Genomic DNA, 19,192 nt, shown 5'->3' on the forward strand with positions numbered 1-19,192 from the left:
CCACCCTGCTGCGCGTCTCGCTCGAAACGGGTCGCACACACCAAATCCGCGTTCATATGGCGGCGCAACACTACCCGCTGGTCGGCGACCCGCTGTATGGCCTCGCCACTCCGTCTGGCAAAGGCCTTCCGCCCGAAGTGCGGCAGACGCTGCTCGCTTTCCCGCGGCAGGCGCTACACGCGACCGCGCTCACCCTGAGCCATCCTGCCGACGACGACGAAATCACCTTCGCCAGCCCGTTACCGGCAGACATGCAAACCTTGCTTGCCGCGCTGCGCCCGCTTCAATCCGCCACATAATCCTGAATCGCCGCGAGAAAATCCGGCGGCAGGCGCGTCGGTCTGCGCCGCACCGGGTCAAAACAGACCAACTGCACCTGCGCTTTCGCGCATAACCGCTCTCCCTCGCGTATCTCGCCGACCACTTCCAGGCTGCCGCCGCGCACCTTTTGCAGCGCCGAATGCACCGTGACAGTCGCCGGGTAGCGCAATTCCGCCAGATAACGGCAGCGCACCTCGGCCACCACCAGCGTCGGCAGCGCCACCATCGCGCCGCACAAATCCTCAAACAGCGCAATCCGCGCCGATTCCAGGTAGCGCAAAAACTGCGCGTGATTGACATGCCCGTAGGCATCCATATCGCCCCAGCGCACCGCACAAGAAAACACATGAGAAAACGGCGTCATTCACAAGTCCTCCACAAAAAACCCCAGCAATAATAGCCGCTGCTTAGCAAATTTTGCTACCATTGTCGCCGCAAACCTTCAAAACATCCAAGAGGACACAACCCTATGAACCTACATGAGTATCAGGCGAAAGCGCTCTTCCGCGCATACGGTGTGGATACCCCGCGCAGCATCCTGGCGAAAAACGCCGACGAAGCCGTCGCCGCCGCGCAAGAACTGGGCGGCAGCGTCTGGGTCGTCAAAGCGCAAGTCCACGCGGGTGGCCGCGGCAAGGCAGGTGGCGTCAAAGTCGCGAAAAGCCTGGACGAAGTGCGCGCCCACGCCAGCCAGATGATTGGCAACACCCTGAAAACCAAGCAAACGGGCGAAGTTGGCCTGCCCATCAACATGGTACTCATCGAAGAAGGACTGGATATCGCTGACGAACTCTACGTCTCCGCCGTGGTTGATCGCGCCAGCCGCCGCGTTTCCTTCATCGCCAGCGCCGAAGGCGGCATGGACATCGAAGAAGTCGCGGAAAAAAGCCCGGAAAAAATCCACAGCGTCGGCGTCGATCCGTCTGCGGGCTATTTCCCCTACGTCGGCCGCCGCCTCGGCTTTGCCATGGGGCTGGACAAAAAACAGGTCGGCCAGCTCGCCACCCTGCTGCAAGGCCTCTATAACCTCTTTACCGACAAAGACCTGTCGATGGTCGAAATCAACCCGCTCATCGTCACCGGCGACGGCAAACTGCTGGCGCTGGATGCCAAAATCGGCGTAGATGACAACGCCCTCTACCGCCACAAAGACCTCGCCGAAATGCGCGACCCGACGCAAGAAGATGCGCGCGAAAACCAGGCGCAAGAGCTCGAACTGAACTACGTCGCGCTTGATGGCAACATCGGCTGCATGGTCAATGGCGCCGGCCTTGCGATGGCCACGATGGACATCGTCAAACTGCACGGCGGCGAACCGGCGAACTTCCTTGATGTTGGCGGCGGCGCAACCGCCGAGCGCGTCAAAGAAGCCTTCAAGCTCATCCTCACCTCGCCGGAAGTCAAATCCATCCTGGTGAACATCTTTGGCGGCATCGTCAGATGCGACCTCATCGCCGAAGGCATCATCAACGCTGCCAAAGAAATTGATCTCAAAGTGCCGGTCATCGCCCGCCTGCAAGGCACCAACGTCGAACTCGGCCGCAAAATGCTGGACGAAAGCGGCCTCGGCATCACCTCCGCCGACGACCTCACCGACGCCGCCAAAAAAGCCGTTGCCGCCGCCCAATAACATCCGTTCAACACAGCATACAGACGCATAACGTCCCCCTCCCCTGCATAGCGGGGGAGGGATGGGGAGGGGGTGTAAAAAGCCGCGTGGCGACATCCCCGGAAACACCGCCCCATGCTGAAAAAGAACAGAACCCAAGGACCCCCCCATGAGCATCTACATCAACAAAAATACCAAAGTCATCTGCCAGGGCTTCACCGGCTCACAAGGCACCTTCCACAGCGAACAGGCGATTGCTTACGGCACCCAACTCGTCGGCGGCGTTACCCCCGGCAAAGGCGGACAAAGCCACCTTGACCGCCCGGTCTTCAACAACTGTCACGAAGCCGTCGCCGCGACCGGCGCCAACGCCTCGATGATCTTCGTGCCGCCCGCCTTTGCCGCCGACTCCATCCTCGAAGCGGTCGATGCCGGCATCGAAGTCATCGCCTGCATCACCGAAGGCATCCCGGTGCTGGACATGCTCAAAGTCAAAACCGCCTTGAGCGGCACGAACGTCCGCCTCATCGGGCCGAACTGCCCCGGCGTCATCACCCCCGGCGAATGCAAAATGGGCATCATGCCCGGCCACATTCACCAGCCCGGCGTGGTCGGCATCGTCTCCCGCTCCGGCACGCTGACCTACGAAGCCGTGCACCAAACCACCGGCATCGGCCTCGGCCAGTCCACCTGCGTTGGTATTGGTGGCGACCCGATTAACGGCACCAGCTTCGTGGACGTCCTCGCCGCCTTCCAGGCCGACCCGCAAACCAAAGGCATCGTCATGGTCGGCGAAATCGGCGGCTCCGCCGAAGAAGAAGCGGCCGAATACATCAAGGCGCACGTGAACAAACCCGTCGTTGCCTACATCGCGGGCGTTACCGCCCCGCCGGGCAAACGCATGGGGCATGCCGGCGCGATTATCGCCGGCGGCAAAGGCACGGCGGCGGACAAATTCCGCGCGCTGGAGGCGGCAGGCGTTGCCACCGTCCGCTCCCCGGCAGACATCGGCGCTACCCTGAAACAACTGATGGGCGCCTAAACCACGCCCGCAGCAAAAGCCCGCTCCGGCGGGCTTTTTTACATACATTCACGCTCATAGATTGCGTCAGGCGAAGCAAATCGCGCCCTGTCGTCCCCCATAACCGCCGCAAATCCTTTAAAATCACCCCCTTTACCGCACCAATACCAAACCGCATGCTCCCCACACCAGACGCCATCGACAAATACATCCAAAAACACGCCAGCCGCGCCTCCATCCAGCGCGCCAAAGAATGCCGCGTTGAACAAGATTTCCTCGAAGACGACAGCGCCGAATACACCTGCCTCGGCTCCAGCGGCGCGCATTACCGCATCACCCTGCGCTACGCGAAAAAACTCAGCGCGCACTGCACCTGCCCGTACAACTACGGCGGCCTGTGCAAACACAGCGTCGCCGCCCTGCGCGACCTTGCCGACCACATCCGCGCACAAAATCCACCACCAGTCTCCCGCCCGGCTGCGCCCCCCCCGCCAGTCCGCGAAGCGCTGACCTACACCCTCACGCCCGACCAAACCATCAACCCCGCCGTTATCATCGAAGACTTCGAACGCCACGGCATCAGCGGCGCCTACCGCCACGACAACAACGTCACAATCCAACAACGCACACGCAAAACCCTCACCCTGCGTACCCAGGACTGGGGCGAACACTACGAACAACACCTCACCTACGACCGCGCCAAAAACACCCTCAGCCTGCGCTGCAACTGCAAGCGCAAAACCACCTACTGCCGCCACATGCAAATGGCGCTGGACTACCTCGTCAGCGCCTTCGGCCGCGACTACTTTGCCGACGACTACCCGCAGCGCCACCTCGCCCCCCTCATCAAAGAATACGGCTTTGACCCCGACGACCGCGAGGCGCAGCGCCTCTTTGCCGCCGACATCACCGACCAGGGCCTAAAAATCACCCCGCGCGATCCGGCACTCGCCCCGCGCGACCTCTTTACCCGCATCCGCCTGCCCGAAACCCCGCCTGCCGCCAGCGACTACGGCTATGCCCTGTGCATCGAATTCCGCACAGGACAACTCGCCGGATTCTCCGTCATCGAAGGCAAATACGACAAAACCCGCAGCGAAATCACCACCCGCATCAAGCCGCTGGACGCCTACGACCTCGAAGAGCGCATCCTCAAAGGCCACTACAGCAGCGAAGCGCTGGCCCTCTACTACAGCACCGGCCGCATCGCCCAAAACTACCGCAACCACGCCCGCCCGGAAGCCCTGACCGCCGCCGTGCGCGAATTTGCCGACCTCTGCCGCACCCTCCCCTGCCCCGTTTACGCGCACAACCTCGACGACAACTACACCCGCGCCCACCTCACCCCCATCACCCTCAACACCAGCGACCGCGTCAGCCTCGACCTCGACATCAGCCGCGACGGCAAACTCTACCAAATCGACGCCCGCCTGCGCCTCGGCGACAAAAACTACACCTTCACCAACAAACAACTGCGCATCAACCCGCTCTTCATCTACCACCAAAACACCCTCTACCCCATCGCCGACCCGCAAACCGCGAACGACATCACCTGGTTCCGCAAACACCCGCAGACCAAAATCGCCGCCGACGACGCTGCCGACTTCTACCAAAACGCCCTCGCGCCGCTCAGCCAAAGACACCAGCTCACCAACAACCGACTCATCCGCCCCGCGCCGCCCGCCTCCGACGCCGCCGCGCCGCGCGCCCAAATCTACCTCGACGAACAAAACGGCAACATCACCTTCCGCCCGGCGGTGCAATACCCAGAGCGCCTCATCGACCCCACCAGCCGCGAACCGCGCCTACAAACCACCGCCGAAGGCCACTACCTGCAACACCCGCGCGACGAAGCCCTCGAAACCCGCCTGCTCGACACCCTGCGCGGCCTGCACCCCGACTTCGCGGCGGGCGCGCCCTACCAACTCACCGCATACCAACTCCTCGAAAACCACTGGCTATTGGACGCCGCCGACACCCTGCGCAAAGCCGACATCGAACTGCTCGGCCTGAAAAACCTCAAGCACTACCCCTACAACCTCAACCGCCCGACCCTCAGCACCCGCAGCGAAAGCGGCATCGACTGGTTTGACCTGGAGCTTGCCATCCACTTTGGCGACCAACAAGTCAGCCTCAAAGACCTACAAAAAGCCATCCTCAAAAAACAAAACTACATCACCCTGGGCGACGGCAGCATCGGCCTCCTGCCGCAAGCATGGCTGGACAAAATCGCGCCCTGGCTGAAAACCGGTGAAATCAAAAAAGACCGCATCCGCTTCAGCCCCTACCAACTCGGCATCATCGACGACCTCCTGCAAAACCTCGAAGAGCGTCCCGCCTACCTGCTCGAACTCCAGGCGCGCTACCACCGCCTGCAAAACCTGCACGAACAACCGCCGGTTACCCCCTCGCCCGCCCTGCGCGCCACCCTGCGCCCCTACCAACAACACGGCCTCGACTGGCTCGCCTTCCTCCATGAAAACCGCCTCGGCGGCTGCCTGGCAGACGACATGGGCCTCGGCAAAACCCTACAAACCCTCGCCTTCCTCCAGCACCTCAAAGACCAGGGCGAAGCCACGCGCCCCAGCCTCATCGTCGCGCCGACCTCACTCATCTACAACTGGCAAATGGAAGCCGAAAAATTCACGCCCGAACTTGGCGTGTACGCGCTGACCGGCACCGAGCGCAACCGTGACGCCGCCCACCTCGGCCAACACGACATCATCCTCACCACCTACGGCACCCTGGTGCGCGACATCGAAACCCTGCAACACCAGCCCTTCAACTACATCATCCTCGACGAAAGCCAGGCCATCAAAAACCCCCAATCACAGCGCTACAAAGCCGTGCGCCTGCTCAAAGCAGAAAACCGCCTCTGCCTGACCGGCACACCGATCGAAAACAACACCTTCGACCTCTACGCACAAATGAACTTCCTGAACCCAGGACTGCTCGGTAACAACAGCCACTTCAAAAGCACCTTCGCCGACGCCATCGACAAACACAAAGACGAAACCAGCGCCGCGCTCCTTGCCAAACTCATCCACCCCTTCATCCTGCGGCGCAGCAAAGAACAAGTCGCGACCGAACTGCCGCCCAAAACCGAAAGCATCCTCTACTGCGACATGGGCACGGCGCAGCGCAAACTCTATGACGCGACCAAAAAACGCTACCGCGAACAACTGCTGCACCAAATCGCCGCCGACGGCATCGAAAAAAGCCAACTGCACATCCTGGACGGCCTGCTCAAACTGCGACAAATCTGCAACAGCCCGGCGCTCCTTGCCGACCGCGAAGACTACGGCGACGACTCCGCCAAACTCGACCTACTGCTGGAAAACATCAAAGAAAAAACCGGCGCGCACAAAATCCTCGTCTTCTCCAGCTTCGTCAAAATGCTCGGCCTCATCCAAGCGCGCCTTGACGCCGAAAACATCCCCTACGAATACCTTGACGGACAGACGCGCGACCGCAAAGCCAAAGTCGAAAACTTCCAGACCAACGACGCCGTGCGCGTCTTCCTCATCAGCACCAAAGCGGGCGGCACCGGCTTGAACCTGACCGAAGCTGACTACGTCTTCATCGTCGACCCGTGGTGGAACCCGGCGGTAGAAAACCAGGCAATCGACCGCAGCCACCGCATCGGCCAGGAAAAACACGTCATGGCGTATCGCATCATCTGCAAAAACAGCATCGAAGAAAAAATCCTGGCGCTACAAGACAAAAAACGCCGCATCGCCGAAAGCATCATCAGCGTGGACAGCGACAAAAAAACCTTCGACCTCGAAGAAGTCAAAAACCTCTTTGCCTGAGGGTTATCGCTATACACCAGGCGCTGTTTGCATTTCAGCGGATAAGCCCCCCTCCCCCGCAGGGCGAAGCCCGCAGCGGACGGGTACCCATGCAAAATGCGTCCGCATTTTGCATGGGGTCCGGGGGGAGGGGATGAGCGGTTATTTATGAACAGATGTCTGCATTTTTACATTCGCAGCCCTCACCCCAACCCCTCTCTTGCTGCGCAAGCAATGCTTGTCCCAGAGGGACTGGAACAGCTCGCGTAGCGAGAGAGGGCTTGGCCGTTGAAATGCAAACACGCCCTAAAGCGCAACCCGTAGCGAAGAAGCGCCGTTTCCATTACCCGCGCGAAACCGCAAGATCCGTCCGGTTGCTGCCCGCATAATGCGCGCAAAGGAGAACCCATGCGCCACCTCGAATACAACGAAGCCCGCTTTGCCAAAGTGCTGCAACACCTGCACCAGCACTACCCGCACGACATAGACCTCGCCCGTCTTGCCGACATCGCCTGCCTCTCGCCCTACCATTGGCACCGCCTCTACCGCGCGGTTTTGGGCGAAACCATCTACGAGACGCTGAAACGCATCCGCCTGCACCACGCCGCGCGCCTTCTGCTGGATAGCCACAAACCGCTGCCGGACATCGCCCGCGCCTGCGGTTACGGCGGCAATGCCCAATCCTTCGCCCGCATCTTCCGCGACGCCTACGGCATGAGCCCGCAGGACTACCGCGCCCGCGGCGGCGTGCCCTACCCTGCGCTGCCGCCGGAGCACACAACGGCCACCTACCCCGTGAAAATCCGCGACATCGCCGCCCTGCCCGTCGTCGCCTTGCCGCATCACGGCGACTACATGAGCATCGGCGCAAGCTTCAGCCAGCTCGAAACCCTGCTGACCTTGCGCGGCCACCTGCCCGCGCCGCAGGCGCGATACTTCGGCATCTACTACGACGACCCCGCCGGTTGCCCGACCGCACAACTGCGCGCCGCCGCTGCCGTCGCCCTTGGCGGGGCAGACGCCACGCCGCCCCTGCAAACCCTGACCCTCGCCGCCGGCCGCTACGCCGTGCTAGAGCACCGCGGCGCTTACGCCGAACTGCACCGCGCCTACGACTGGCTCTACCGCGACTGGCTGCTGAACTCGCCTTACCAACTGGCCGACGCGCCCTGCCTCGAAGAATACCTGAACGACTGGCAGCAAGTGCCGCCGCAAGAGCTGCGCACCAACATCTACCTTCCCCTCATCTAACCGGAGAAACCCATGAACGAAAACCCCAGCATCCTCTCGCACGTCTCGCTCGGCACCAACCAGTTCGCGCAAGCCGTCGCCTTTTACGACCAGGTCTTGGCAGCGCTCAACATCGGCCGCGTCCTGGACTTAAGCGAACATCAAGCCGTCGCCTATGGCCGCGCCTATCCTGAATTTTGGATACAAGCCCCGCACGACGGCCGCGCGGAGACTGCCAACGGCACGCACATCGCCTTCTTCGCGCAAAGCCGCGCCGAAATCGATGCCTTTTACGCCGCCGCCCTCGCCGCCGGTGCCAAAGACGACGGCGCGCCCGGTCCGCGCCCGCATTACGGCAAAGAATATTACGGCTGCTTTGTCCGCGATCTGGACGGCCACAAAATCGAAGCAATGGCATGGCTTGCCGACGCATAAAACATCCCGCTACGCACAAAAAAAGCTGCACCCTAAAGTGCAGCTTTTTTTCACCGGAGAAGAATCATTCTTCAATAACCAGACGCGCATTGAGCGGTTGCACCGGACGGTTATTGGCATGTCCGATCATATCCCGCATTGCATCCAGCTGCGCCTTGCTTGCATTAACCGCAGTTTTAAAAACGACCCAATTCACGCCTTCCGTACAAGGCGGTGTCGTCAAAGAGCCATTCAAACGGAAATGGCTCTGTCCTTCTGGAAAGAGCGGCATCACATCCAACTTTTCTGCCAGTTTTTCCTTCTCTCCCGCTTGCAATTTCTTTGCCAAAAGCGGTGCCAATGCGGGATTCTCCTTGCCCTCCTCAAACATCACCGCTAATACGGCAAGTTCGCCCGCTTCCGATTGGTGAACGAAATGCGCTTCCATCGGAAAATATTTGCTTAAAAACGTATGCTCGCTCGGCGTATGAAAATGGAACTGCTTCAGCGCAAAAACCTTGTCGCCCAAATGCAGTGCCTGCACACTTTCCGCAGGGGTCGCCTGAATTGTGTGACCGTTATGTTCGACGGTATAAAGCAGCGGCTCATAATGGAATTTCGCGCTATTGTCGGCAGTTGCTTCCACCGTGGACAAATCCACCGGTGATTGGTTCTTGCCGAGGCGGCAAGTGGCATAAACCGGACTAATATCGCCCCAATGTTCCGGGCTGTCTTTGCCGGTATAAGACCAGGCGGGTGGCGGCGGTTCGGCAAAAGTCACGACGGGGATGGATGCGGCGCAGATTGCGGCCAGTACAGATAAACGCAGTTGCATAAAGCCTCCGGTTGCGTTGGGTTGAATGATCGACGCAGAATTATGCCTGTTCTAAATTTTTTATCAACCAGTAAAAACGCGGCCTCACGCCCCGTCCCTGCCCCCCGTGGCGGGCGCCCATCCGCGCTCGCCCAGCGCTTATATCGCCATCCACATAAAGTTTCAGACAAGACGCGCTGCCGAAAACAACGCCATAGTAAGCATTTGTTTCTTAATTAATGGTGCGCCAAGGCGCACTCTATAATCCCTGGCAATGAAACCCCGTATGGGGCTTTCGGAGATGGCAATAAAAAGCCCCCGCTTTGCAGGGGCTGACAGACCGGATGCTGGAAACGTTATTGCCGCTTCGCGCCAAATACTGCATCAATCTTTTTCGCACTATCGACATAGCGCCCGACCATTTCTTCGGCATTCTCACCAGCGAATTTTCCTTTAATCCCTTCTTGTGAATTGCGGCTAGAATAGAAATTCGCTTCTTTTTCCTGCCCGTTATAGGAAATGATGCCGCTGCTTTTGCCTTGGTAGCCGGGGCTGTTCAAAGTGAAATTCAGGCGTTTGAGGCCAAAATCTACAGCGGCATTGGCCGTCCCGCGCTCGATATGTTCAACGATGCCTTTGTCATTCAGGAAGCCGACAATGCTGTCGCCCTGATAATAGAACAGTCCTTGCTGCGGCATTTTCGTAACCTGCTGCCCGCGCCAGAAATGGGTATAGCCGTTATCTACATTCAGCATGCCGAATTGCGTGTAGCGGTAGGTGTTGTCGCTCATCTGGAATGATTTGTAAGCCAGGTTATCCCGCTTGTTGATACTGCCTTTGCCATCCAGCGAGCCATAAATCAGGATATTGCCGTCTTTGGTGTTGGCATAATAAGTTGGCAGGCGCAGTTTCGGGTGTTTGTTATCTTTCGGACTAATGGCGGTATTGCTGTAATCCGAGGTTTTCGTCGCATCGGTTTCCAGCGTTTTGTGTAGTCCGTCGTCATAATGACGGTGGTGCATGCCGGTATAAAGGGCGATATGTCGCTCAATCTGGAAATCGCTGCTCGGGATTTCTGCGGGCGGCGCCGGATTGTCCGCCTTGGGGCCGGGCGGATCGACTGCCGGATGCTCGTTGTACACGCCGCCGCAGGCGGTGAGCAAGGCAGTGGTGAGAAGCGAGAGCGTCAGGTGTTGTTTCATCGTTCGTTCCTTGATTTATGAATGGGCGGGGTGTTTGTTCCGGTTTCGCAGGAAACGGGACGGCGACTATTGTCGTTTTGTCATCAAGCTGTCGTCAATGGTTTGTTTGCGTTTTGTGCGGGTGGTCGAGATGCCAGGCGAGGCCGGTGTGGCGGCGGGTCGGGGTGGCGGCGGCATTTTTGAGCGCATCGGCGCTGGCGTAGATGTCGAGGCGGCCTTTGCTGCGGGTGATGCCGGTGTAGAGCAGTTCGCGGCTTAGGAGGCGCTCGGCGTGTTCGTCCAGCGCGAGGGCGACGTGCGGGTATTCGGAGCCCTGCGATTTGTGGATGCTCAGGGCGTAGGCGTCGGTGAGCGTTGCGGGATTCAAACGGGCGAGCGGCACGGGTTCGTGGCCGGGCAGGTGCAGTTGCAGGCCGTTGTCGTCTTCGAAGCAGATGCCGGTGTCGCCGTTGTAGAGTTGTTGGCGGTGGTCGTTTTCCAGAATCATCAGCGGCAGGCCGTGGTAGTAGGCAAGGCTCGGATCCGCGCCTTGCGCGCGCTGGTGCAGTTGGCGCAGCGCGGCGTTGATGCGGCGGGTGCCGAGCGCGCCGTGATGCCCGGCACAGAGGATGCGGTATTGGTCGTAGGTGTTGAGGAGTTCCTGCGGGTTGGCAGCTGCGTCTTGCAGTTTTTCGAGGTAGGGCTGGTAAGGCGCGATGAGGGCGCGGTAGAGGTTGGCGTCTGGCGTGGGGTACCAGTGGATGGTTTTTTCGTCGGAGTTTTGGGAGCGCAGGTTTTTGTGTCCGGCGTTTTTGTCGGTCACGGGTGGCTGACCTGCGTCAAAGGATGTTGCTGTAACGGTGTTGTCGCTACGCGATGTTTTCACACCCCCTCCCCTGCCCTCCCCCGCTACGCAGGGGAAGGGGTGCGAGTCGGCGCTTGTTTTTGCACCGGCGGTTTGTAAGCGAAGTCCATCACTTTCTCTACAGAATAGCGGGAGCTGTTCCTTTTTGTACGGCGCGAGCGCCTCCAGCAGGCGTTCGCCGTGCTGTCCGTCATCGCCGTTTAGGATGGCGGCGAGTTGGCCGATGCCACTGTCGGCGCGAAAGCGCTGGCTTTCGCGCAGGGTGATGCGGTGGTTTTGCAGTGCCGGATGGTGGCTCAGGTCGTGCAGGATGGCGCCGGGTTCGACTGCCGCCAGTTGGTCGGCGTCGCCGAGGAGGATGAGGCGGGTATCGGTGGCGGTCGCGGCGATGAGCGCATGCGCCAGTTCGAGCGAGAGCATGGAGGCTTCGTCGATGATGATGAGGTCGTGCGGCAGATGGCGGCTCATGTGGTAGCGCGCCTGGCCGTCCGTGCCGATGCCGAGCAGGCGGTGCAGGGTCTGCGCTGGCAGGTCTTGGACGCCCGCTGCGGCGAGGCTTTCTTCCATGCGTTTTGCCGCTTTGCCGGTGGGTGCGGCGAGTGCGATGCGGATTTTGGGGTCGGCCTGTTGTTCGGCATGGATGAGGCGGGCGATGGTGTAGGTTTTGCCGGTGCCGGGGCCGCCGTTGATGAGGGCGAGGCGACGGCTGCGCGCGAGGCGAATGGCGTTTTGTTGTTCTGCGCGCAGGCCGTCTGCGGGGATGGGTTCGGCGGGGGTGTCGGCCGCGTGCAGGCGCTCGCGGAGCATCGCGGCAAGACGCGCTTCTTGTTGGTAGTTACGGCTGATCCAGAGGCGGTCGCCACGGCGGGTGAGCGGTGCGGCGCGGTCGTCGTCGGCGAGGAGCGGGGTGGCGGCGAGGGTGTCGGCGGCGGCGCGCTGCGCGTCATTAAGCTGGATGAGGGTGTCGCCGTTGTCGTGTGCGTTTTGCAGGGCGGTCAGGAGGTCGGCAAGGATGGAGCCATGTTCGGGGCAGCCGCTTTGCCGGGCGAGGTAGTGGGCGAGGTGGTGCATGGTGTTTTTCGGGTTCAGGCGGCTTCGTGGCCGAGGATGCGGTCAAGTCCGGCGATGAATTCCGGCGGGTAGTTCCAGCCGTATTTGCCGTTTGCCGGATGGGCGGGGTCGATACCGCGCAGGTAGAGGTATTCGATGCCGCCGAGGTGGCGCGCGGGGTCGTAGTCCGCAAGGCGGGTTTGCAGCAGGCGGTGCAGCGCTACTTGGTAGAGCGCGGCTTGCAGCCAGTAGTGGTGGTCGCCCATCGCTGCGCGGATGTTTTCCGGCGTGTAGTCGGCGGGGCTGTTGCCGAGGTGGTTAGTTTTGTAGTCGAGGATGTAGTAGCGGCCGTCGTGCTGGTAGAGGTGGTCGATTTCGCCACGGAGGTAGCGGATATGGCGGTGTTTGTCGCTGAGGTGGAGCGGGTGGCCGTGCGCGGCAAAGTGGGCGTTGATGGCGGGGATGTCGAGGGCGACACGGGCGTCGCTGCCGAGGGTGAAGCCGTATTCGCTGCGGTGCGCGCCTTGTTTGCTCGTGCCGAGGCTGATACGGCTTTGCGGCAGTTCGCAGTACTGGATGGCTTCCAGCCAGTTTTCGCAGGCGTCCAGTTGAGCGGGTTCGAGACCGAGTTGCCATTGGCGGTTGTCGTGTTCGAGGTAGCGGCGCCAGTCGCGACGGTTGTCCGGGCGGATGCGCTCCAGCACGGCGTGCAGGGCGCTGCCGGGCGCGGTGCCGCGTGGGTAGGTGTAGCGGATGTCGGCATCCGGCGGGGCGTCGGGCGCGTTTTGGGGTGTGGCGACGGCGTAGTCAGCAAGGTCGGGCGAGGTGGGTTCGATGGCGTCGCGCAGGAGGGCGCTGAAGCTGCTGCGTTGCCAGCCCTGGAAGCGGGTGCGCCAGACCGGGGCGGTGCTGCGCGGGTTTTCACACCCCCTCCCCTGCCCTCCCCCGCTTTGCTGGGGCGGGGGATTGGTGGGTGGTTCGGTAGCGGCGGTTTGATGGTCATCCGGTTGTTGGGTTACGCGCTGCGCGCTAATCCGCCCTGCGGAAGCAGCTTTTTCACCGCCCTCACCCCACCCCCTCTCCCAAAGGGAGAGGGGCTTTTCGTGCGCATAGGCAGTGAAATCGCATGCACTACCTCCGTTCCCGCCCTCCCCGCCCCCGCTTTGCGGGGGCGGGGGATTGGCGGGTGGTTCGTGGGATGGGTGCGCGCGGTATGGGAGGGCGGCAAGGGCTTCGGCGCTGGTTTCGCCCGCGTGCGGGCAACGTCCGGGGTTTTGCGCGTAGGTCAGGTAGAGTTTTTCGGTCGGGGTCGGGTTGGCTTTGTCCGGTTTGCATTCGCGGTGGGCAACGAGGAGCAGGTTTTTGGCGCGGGTGAGGCCGACGTAGAGCAGGCGGCGCTGTTCTTCGTTTTCTTGTTGGTCAATGGGGGTGTTTGCGGGTTTGGCGAGGCTGATGCGGATGGTGTCGCCGTCGCGGTAACGCCAGGTCGGCACGGGGTTGGCGCCGCCGCCTTTGTGGTTGCTGCCGGTGGCGAGGATGACGACGGGCGCTTCGAGGCCTTTGGCTTTGTGGATGGTGAGCAGGTGGACGGCGTTTTGTCCCGGCAGTGGCGGGGCTTTAGCCCAGTCGGCATCCGGCGGGGCGGCGAGCTGGGCGCGCCACCAGGCGCCAAATTGTGCCGGGCGCTGTTTGGGCGCGTGTTCGGCGAGGATGGTCTGGATGTGGCGCAGGTCGAGGAGGTGGCGCAGGTTGTCCGGCGCGGGGCAGGAGGCGAGGGTTTGCCAGATGTTGTGTTTTTCGTGGGTGAGTAGCGGGTTGAGGGCGGCAAGCAGTCCCCAGCTTTGCCAGGCATCGTGCGCCTGGGTGAGCGCTTCGCGCAGTTCGGCCAGGGTGAGTTCGTCCGCGCGCGCGGGGATTTCGCCTTGTTCGATGGCGGCGAGACGGTCGAGGTCTTGTTGGCTGTAGCCGTAGTAGAGGCCGCTTAGCAGGCGGTTCTGGCGGTCGCGGTGTTCGGGTTGTTCGAGGGCGGCGAGGAGGTCGGCGAAGGTGCGGGCGACGGCGCCGGTGAAGACGCTGCGGTCGTGGCTGCGCTCGCTGTCGATGTGTTGTGCGTGCAGTTTGTTTTGCAGGGTTTCGAGGCTGCTGTTGCTGCGCATGAGGATTTGGATGTCGCGCGGCGCGATGCCGGTGCCATCCGTGAGGCGGGCGACGAGGGCGGCGATGGTGTCGGTTTCGCTGTCCTGGTTGGTGCCGCTGTGCGTCCATTGCATCGGGCGCGCGATGGGGCTGCCGTCGGCGGCGAGGATGGTTTGTGCGGGGTTGGCCGCTTGGGCTTCGTGGTAGGTGATGTCCGTGCCGAGGCGGGCATTGTCGTCTTGCAGGTAGTGTTCGTTCAGCGCGGCGATGAGGTTGGGGCTGCTGCGGCGGTTGGTGTCGAGGCGGTGTTGTTCGTCGGGTCGGAAGCGGGTTTTGAGGCGGTTGTAGTTGGCGACGTCGCCGCCGCGGAAGCCGTATATCGCCTGTTTCGGGTCGCCGACGAGGAGAAGGAAGCCGTGTTTGCGCTCGCCGTCTTCCCGCAGGTAGGTGCGCTCGAGCAGGGCGGCCTGTTCGTCGTTCAGATCCTGGGATTCGTCCACGAGCATGACGGGGTAACGGCGGGTGAGGTAGTGCGCGAGGTTGGTGCCGTGTTGCGGGTGGGCAAGGGCTTCGTTGATGCGTGCGGTTTTTTCGCTGAAGGTGGTTTCGCCGCGCGCTTCCAGCGCCTGCGGGTAGGTTTGGCGCACGGTTTCGAGGAGGCTGGCGATGGTTTGGCGTTTGTGGTGGTCGAGGTGGTTTTGTCGGGCGTCGCGCGCGGCGAGGAGGTCGCGGATGAGGAGGGTGAAGGGGTGGGCGGTGAAGGCTGCGGTAAGCGCGGTTTGTTTGCTGCTGATGCGGGGTTTACCAAAGCCGCTGGCGAGGGCTTCGGTGCGGTCGTTAAATGGCAGTTCTTGATGCAGTTGTTGCAGCAGTTGCGGCAGCGCATCGCGCTGTTTGTACCAGGCGGCGTTTTTGGCAACGGCGGCGGCAAATTCCGGGGCGTCAATCATGGCCTGCCAGTCGGCAATCACCGCCGCATCAAGTTCGCGCAACTGCCGCGTGAGCGCTTGATGGCGGTCGCGGCTGTAGTCGGCAGAGACGTCGCCGCTGTCGATTGCGGCATGGCGGTGGCTGGTCGCCTCGCGCGCGGCGGCGAGGTAGGCGTCGCTGTCGTGATACGCGCCGTCCGCCAGCATTTGCGCGAAGGTTTCCGGGTCGTGCTGGTGGTTTTCGTGCAGGAGGCGGCGCAGGGTGTCGTGGATGGTTTCTTCCAGCGCCGGGCTGTTTTCGTTGATTTGCAGGCGTTCGTCGTTGCCCGTTTCCAGCGCAAATTCCGCCAGCCAGCGCTGGCAGAGGCTGTCGATGGTGCCGATGAACAGCTCGTCCAGCCGCGCTTGCAGGCTTTCGACGCGGCTGAAAATGGCGATGAGGCCGTCCAGCCCATGCTTTGCGACCGCGTTCAGGATGAGGTGGCGGTTGATGAGGTCGCCGCCGCTGCCGCCGATGATGTCGTCCAGGCGGGTCGCGAGGCCGTCGTCATCATTCAGCACCGTTTCTTCGGCAAGATAGCGCGCGGCGATGGCTTTCAGGTTTTCGCGCAGAGCGTGCAGGCGCTTGTGCACGCGCTGCTGCATTTCCGCCGCCGCCTTGCGGGTGAAGGTGGTGGCGATGATTTCGCGCGGCGGGTAGCCGCCTTCGATGAGCAGGCGCAGGATGATGCCGGTGAGCGTCCAGGTTTTGCCGGTACCGGCGGAGGCTTCGATGAGGGCGCGGCCTTCGAGCGGGATTTCCAGAGCGGGGGTGGGTTCGGTCGTGGTGTTCATGCCAAAATACTACCATGCGACGTCTTCTCCTTGTGCCGCCCGACGCCCTGCCCGCGCGCGACGTCTTCGGGCGTGATTTGCATCCGCGCGACTACCGCCGTTACCTCGGACAAACCCGCAGCACCCTCGCCTGGGACGCGAGCGGCGGCCTCTACCCGAACGCCTTTGCAGCGCTCGCCGCCACCCTCGGCGACGGCCACGACCTGCCGCTTTACCTGCCCGCGCACTACCCCGACGGCGACCCCGACCATCTGCGCCTGCTGGATTACGGCGAGGCCGTTACCGCCTGTCGCGACCACTTCAACGCCCGCCTGCGCCGCCTCATTGCCGCGACCGCCGCGCCGCAGACCGCGCCGCCGCCGGATAGCATCGAACACCGCCACCAGCCGCAAATCATCCTTGGCCGTCGCGGCCGTGGCAAAACCACGCGGCTGGCCGCCAAAATCCGCTGGCTGGGCGGCACGCGCGTCCTCGTCGTCACCCCCTACCGCAGCAACCTCGAACGCCTGCGCGCCCTCCTGCCGGATGCCGCCAACTGCCTATTCCTGCCGCCGGACGACGCGCTGAACCGCCTGCCGCCCGCCGAGCACCTCGTCATCGACGAAGCCGCCAGCATTCCGCCCGCCCAACTGCTCGCCCTCACCGCGCATTATCCCGCCTACACCGTCGCCGCCACCGAAGACGGCTACGAAGGCCACGGCCGCAGCTTCAGCCTGCACGTCCTGCCCGCGCTCATCGCCCGCGACGCCGCCCGCGTCTACCGCCACCAACAGGCGCTGCGCCACGCGCACCACGACCCGCTCGAACAACTTCTGGAAAACGCCTTCCTCCTCCACCCCGACGACACGACACCGCCCGCGCCCGCGACCCTCCGCCGCGTCAGCCGCGACGAACGCGCGCACGACGAACCGCTGCTGCGCGCCATCTACGGCCTGCTGCACCAGGCGCACTACCGCACCAGCCCGGACGACCTCAAACACCTGCTTGACCTGCCCGGACAAAGCCTCTACATCGCCGCCAGCGGCGCGGACGTCGCCGGCGTTTTGCACATCCGTCACGAAAACCCGTTACCCGCTGACTTGGCAGCCGCCGTCATCCGGGGCGAACGCCGCCCGCAAGGCCGCCTACTGCTGCAACAACTGCTCGTCCGCACGCAAAACCCGGCGTACAACCGCCCGCTGGCGCGCATCAGCCGCATCGCCGTTCACCCCGCGCACCGCCGCCAGGGCATCGCCGCCGCGCTGATTGCCCGCGCCCGCGCCGACCTCGCCGTGCCGCTCGGCGTCAGCTACGGCCACAGCGACGACCTCGCCGCCTTCTGGCAGGCGCTCGGCTTCCGCGAAATCCACCGCAGCGCGAGCGGCAAGGCGCGGCCAACGAGTTTGCGTTTATCTGCTATCGTGCCTCCCTAAACCCACCCCGGAGCCATCCATGAAAAAAACCGCCATCCTTGCCGCCATGAGCCTTGCCAACCTCGCCCAGGCGCACAGCCTCGACTTCGCCGCCGACAAATACACGGCGAAAACCGCCGAAGTAAACGGCGCTACCATCGCCTACCGCGCCTACGAAGGCATCCCCTACGTCAGCAAGCCCGTTGAGCCCGAATACCAGCAAATCAACATCTACATCCCGGAAGCCTACTTCAACGGCGGCAGCATCAACGGCTACAGCGCCGCGACCGCGCCCATCTTCCTGCCGAACCAAATCGGCGGCTACATGCCCGCCAAACCGGGCGTGCCCGGCGAACGGCGCCACGGCGGACAACCAGGCGCGGATGCGATGCAAACCGCGCTCGCCAAAGGCTACATCGTCGCCTCGCCCGGCGCGCGCGGCCGCACCAGCCCGACCGGCAAAGCGCCCGCTGCCATCTACGACCTCAAGGCGGCGGTGCGCTACCTGCGCCACAACGACGCCGTCATGCCGGGCGACGCCGAAAAAATCATCAGCAACGGCACCAGCGCTGGCGGCGCACTTTCCATTCTGCTCGGCGCGAGTATTACCGACGGCGATGACCGCAAACTGTTTGTTGAAATCATGGGCGCGGCGGACGCACGCGACGACATCTACGCCGTCTCCGCCTACTGCCCCATCAGCATTCTGGAGCATGCCGACGCCGCCTACGAATGGGAATTCAACGGCGTCAATGACTACGAAAAAATGGACATCACCATGCTCGACTACAAAGTAGAGCGCAAACTGGTGAAAGGCACGCTGGACGCCGCCGAGCAGCGCGTCTCGGACGAACTCAAAGCACAGTTCCCCGCGTATGTGAACAGCCTCGGTCTCAAAAACGCGCAGGGCGAGCCGCTCGCGCTCAACGCCGACGGCAGCGGCAGCTTCCGCGATTACGTCGCCGCATTCGTCGCAGCCGCCGCCAACGCCGAACTACAAAAAGGCGCTGACCCCGCCGTGCTGCAAGCCGAAAACCCGTGGCTCACCATCGACGGCAAGCGCGTCAAAAACGTGGACTTCGCCGCCTACGCCAAAGCGATGGGGCGGCAAAAAACCCCGCCCGCCTTCGACGCGCTTGACCTCTCCAGCGGCGAAAACCAGCTCTTTGGCGACGAACACCAGGACACGCGCCACTTCACCGCCTACAGCGCAGCAAACAGCGCGGTCAAAGGCGCGGGCAGCGTCGGCAGGGCGGCGGTGAAAACAATGAACCCGCTCTACTACATCAGCGAAAAAACCGTGCCGCAACACTGGCGCATCCGCGTCGGCACCAAAGACCGCGACACCTCGCACGCCATCGCCGCCATCCTCGCCGCCAAACTGCAAAACAGCGGCAAAAACGTCGATATGGCGATGCCGTGGGGCGTACCGCATAGCGGCGATTACGACCTCGACGAACTGTTCGCCTGGATGGATGGTGTAGTCAAAGGCAAATAAACCTTCCGCCTCTATTTGTCGCGCTCCATGCGCCGTGCGCCTTCAAGAAAGCGTGCTTTAGCAGGAGAGAAATCACCCAAAACGTTTAATATCACAGCAAAATCACCT

Annotated in this window: 14 protein-coding genes (1 of these 14 running past the window's edge); 8 read left to right on the top strand and 6 right to left on the bottom strand. The window is 62.4% G+C overall.

Translation table 11 applies throughout. The features are described 5' to 3' along the window. Window positions 1-299: the 3' portion of a 23S rRNA pseudouridine(1911/1915/1917) synthase RluD gene (gene rluD / locus EL199_RS00705; RefSeq protein WP_040355191.1), read on the top strand. It extends 664 nt beyond the left edge of the window; 299 of the gene's 963 nt are visible here — the last part of the coding sequence; the start codon falls outside the window, past its left edge; it ends in the stop codon at window positions 297-299. Here the strand turns inward: rluD and EL199_RS00710 are convergent. Further along, window positions 284-685, bottom strand: coding sequence for an acyl-CoA thioesterase (locus EL199_RS00710; protein ID WP_004141293.1), 402 nt, complete (start codon window positions 683-685; stop codon window positions 284-286). The two genes, rluD and EL199_RS00710, sit on opposite strands and share 16 nt — an antisense overlap. 105 nt (window positions 686-790) lie before the next feature. Between EL199_RS00710 and sucC the strand changes: the two genes are divergently transcribed. The 5 genes from sucC (at window position 791) to EL199_RS00735 (ending at window position 8,407) form a co-directional block, all read left to right on the top strand. Continuing rightward, window positions 791-1,951, top strand: coding sequence for an ADP-forming succinate--CoA ligase subunit beta (sucC, locus tag EL199_RS00715; RefSeq protein ID WP_004141292.1), 1,161 nt, complete (start codon window positions 791-793; stop codon window positions 1,949-1,951). A 148-nt stretch (window positions 1,952-2,099) separates the two neighbouring features. After that, window positions 2,100-2,972, top strand: a complete 873-nt coding sequence (gene sucD / locus EL199_RS00720) for a succinate--CoA ligase subunit alpha (protein WP_004141291.1) — start codon at window positions 2,100-2,102, stop codon at window positions 2,970-2,972. 155 nt (window positions 2,973-3,127) lie between these two features. Continuing rightward, the gene (locus EL199_RS00725; protein ID WP_050768080.1) at window positions 3,128-6,763 is read left to right on the top strand and encodes a DEAD/DEAH box helicase; all 3,636 of its coding nucleotides are present in this window, start codon (window positions 3,128-3,130) and stop codon (window positions 6,761-6,763) included. Window positions 6,764-7,150: 387 nt separating this feature from the next. Next, a complete protein-coding gene (locus tag EL199_RS00730; RefSeq protein ID WP_004141288.1) occupies window positions 7,151-7,993 on the top strand; it encodes an AraC family transcriptional regulator in 843 nt (280 codons plus the stop codon). Between the two features lie 12 nt (window positions 7,994-8,005). Continuing rightward, entirely contained in the window at window positions 8,006-8,407 is a 402-nt protein-coding gene (locus EL199_RS00735; protein WP_004141285.1) for a VOC family protein, read from the top strand. Window positions 8,408-8,471: 64 nt separating this feature from the next. On the opposite strand, the gene EL199_RS00740 is transcribed toward EL199_RS00735, so the two are convergent. From EL199_RS00740 to EL199_RS00760, 5 genes are all read right to left on the bottom strand, one after another. Beyond that, window positions 8,472-9,221, bottom strand: a complete 750-nt coding sequence (locus EL199_RS00740) for a carbonic anhydrase (protein WP_004141284.1) — start codon at window positions 9,219-9,221, stop codon at window positions 8,472-8,474. A 238-nt stretch (window positions 9,222-9,459) separates the two neighbouring features. Then, on the bottom strand, window positions 9,460-9,633 hold the full coding sequence (locus EL199_RS13585) for a hypothetical protein (protein WP_126315941.1): 174 nt from the start codon (window positions 9,631-9,633) through the stop codon (window positions 9,460-9,462). Further along, entirely contained in the window at window positions 9,557-10,402 is an 846-nt protein-coding gene (locus tag EL199_RS00750; protein WP_004141283.1) for a transferrin-binding protein-like solute binding protein, read from the bottom strand. Before EL199_RS00750 ends, EL199_RS13585 begins: the two co-directional genes overlap by 77 nt. A 94-nt stretch (window positions 10,403-10,496) precedes the next feature. After that, a complete protein-coding gene (locus EL199_RS13115; protein WP_004141282.1) occupies window positions 10,497-12,317 on the bottom strand; it encodes an AAA family ATPase in 1,821 nt (606 codons plus the stop codon). Window positions 12,318-12,331: 14 nt separating this feature from the next. Next, window positions 12,332-16,195 (bottom strand): UvrD-helicase domain-containing protein, encoded by a 3,864-nt coding sequence (locus EL199_RS00760; RefSeq protein WP_004141281.1) that lies wholly within the window; start codon window positions 16,193-16,195, stop codon window positions 12,332-12,334. 14 nt (window positions 16,196-16,209) lie between these two features. Here EL199_RS00760 and EL199_RS00765 point away from each other — a divergent pair, with 14 nt between their 5' ends. Further along, window positions 16,210-17,607, top strand: coding sequence for a GNAT family N-acetyltransferase (locus EL199_RS00765; protein WP_126315942.1), 1,398 nt, complete (start codon window positions 16,210-16,212; stop codon window positions 17,605-17,607). A gap of 19 nt (window positions 17,608-17,626) precedes the next feature. Further along, entirely contained in the window at window positions 17,627-19,084 is a 1,458-nt protein-coding gene (locus EL199_RS00770) for a subtype B tannase (RefSeq protein WP_004141279.1), read from the top strand. The last annotated feature ends 108 nt before the right edge of the window (window positions 19,085-19,192 follow it).

This window comes from Cardiobacterium hominis, assembly GCF_900637305.1.
In the GTDB taxonomy this organism is placed as follows: Bacteria; Pseudomonadota; Gammaproteobacteria; order Cardiobacteriales; family Cardiobacteriaceae; genus Cardiobacterium; species Cardiobacterium hominis.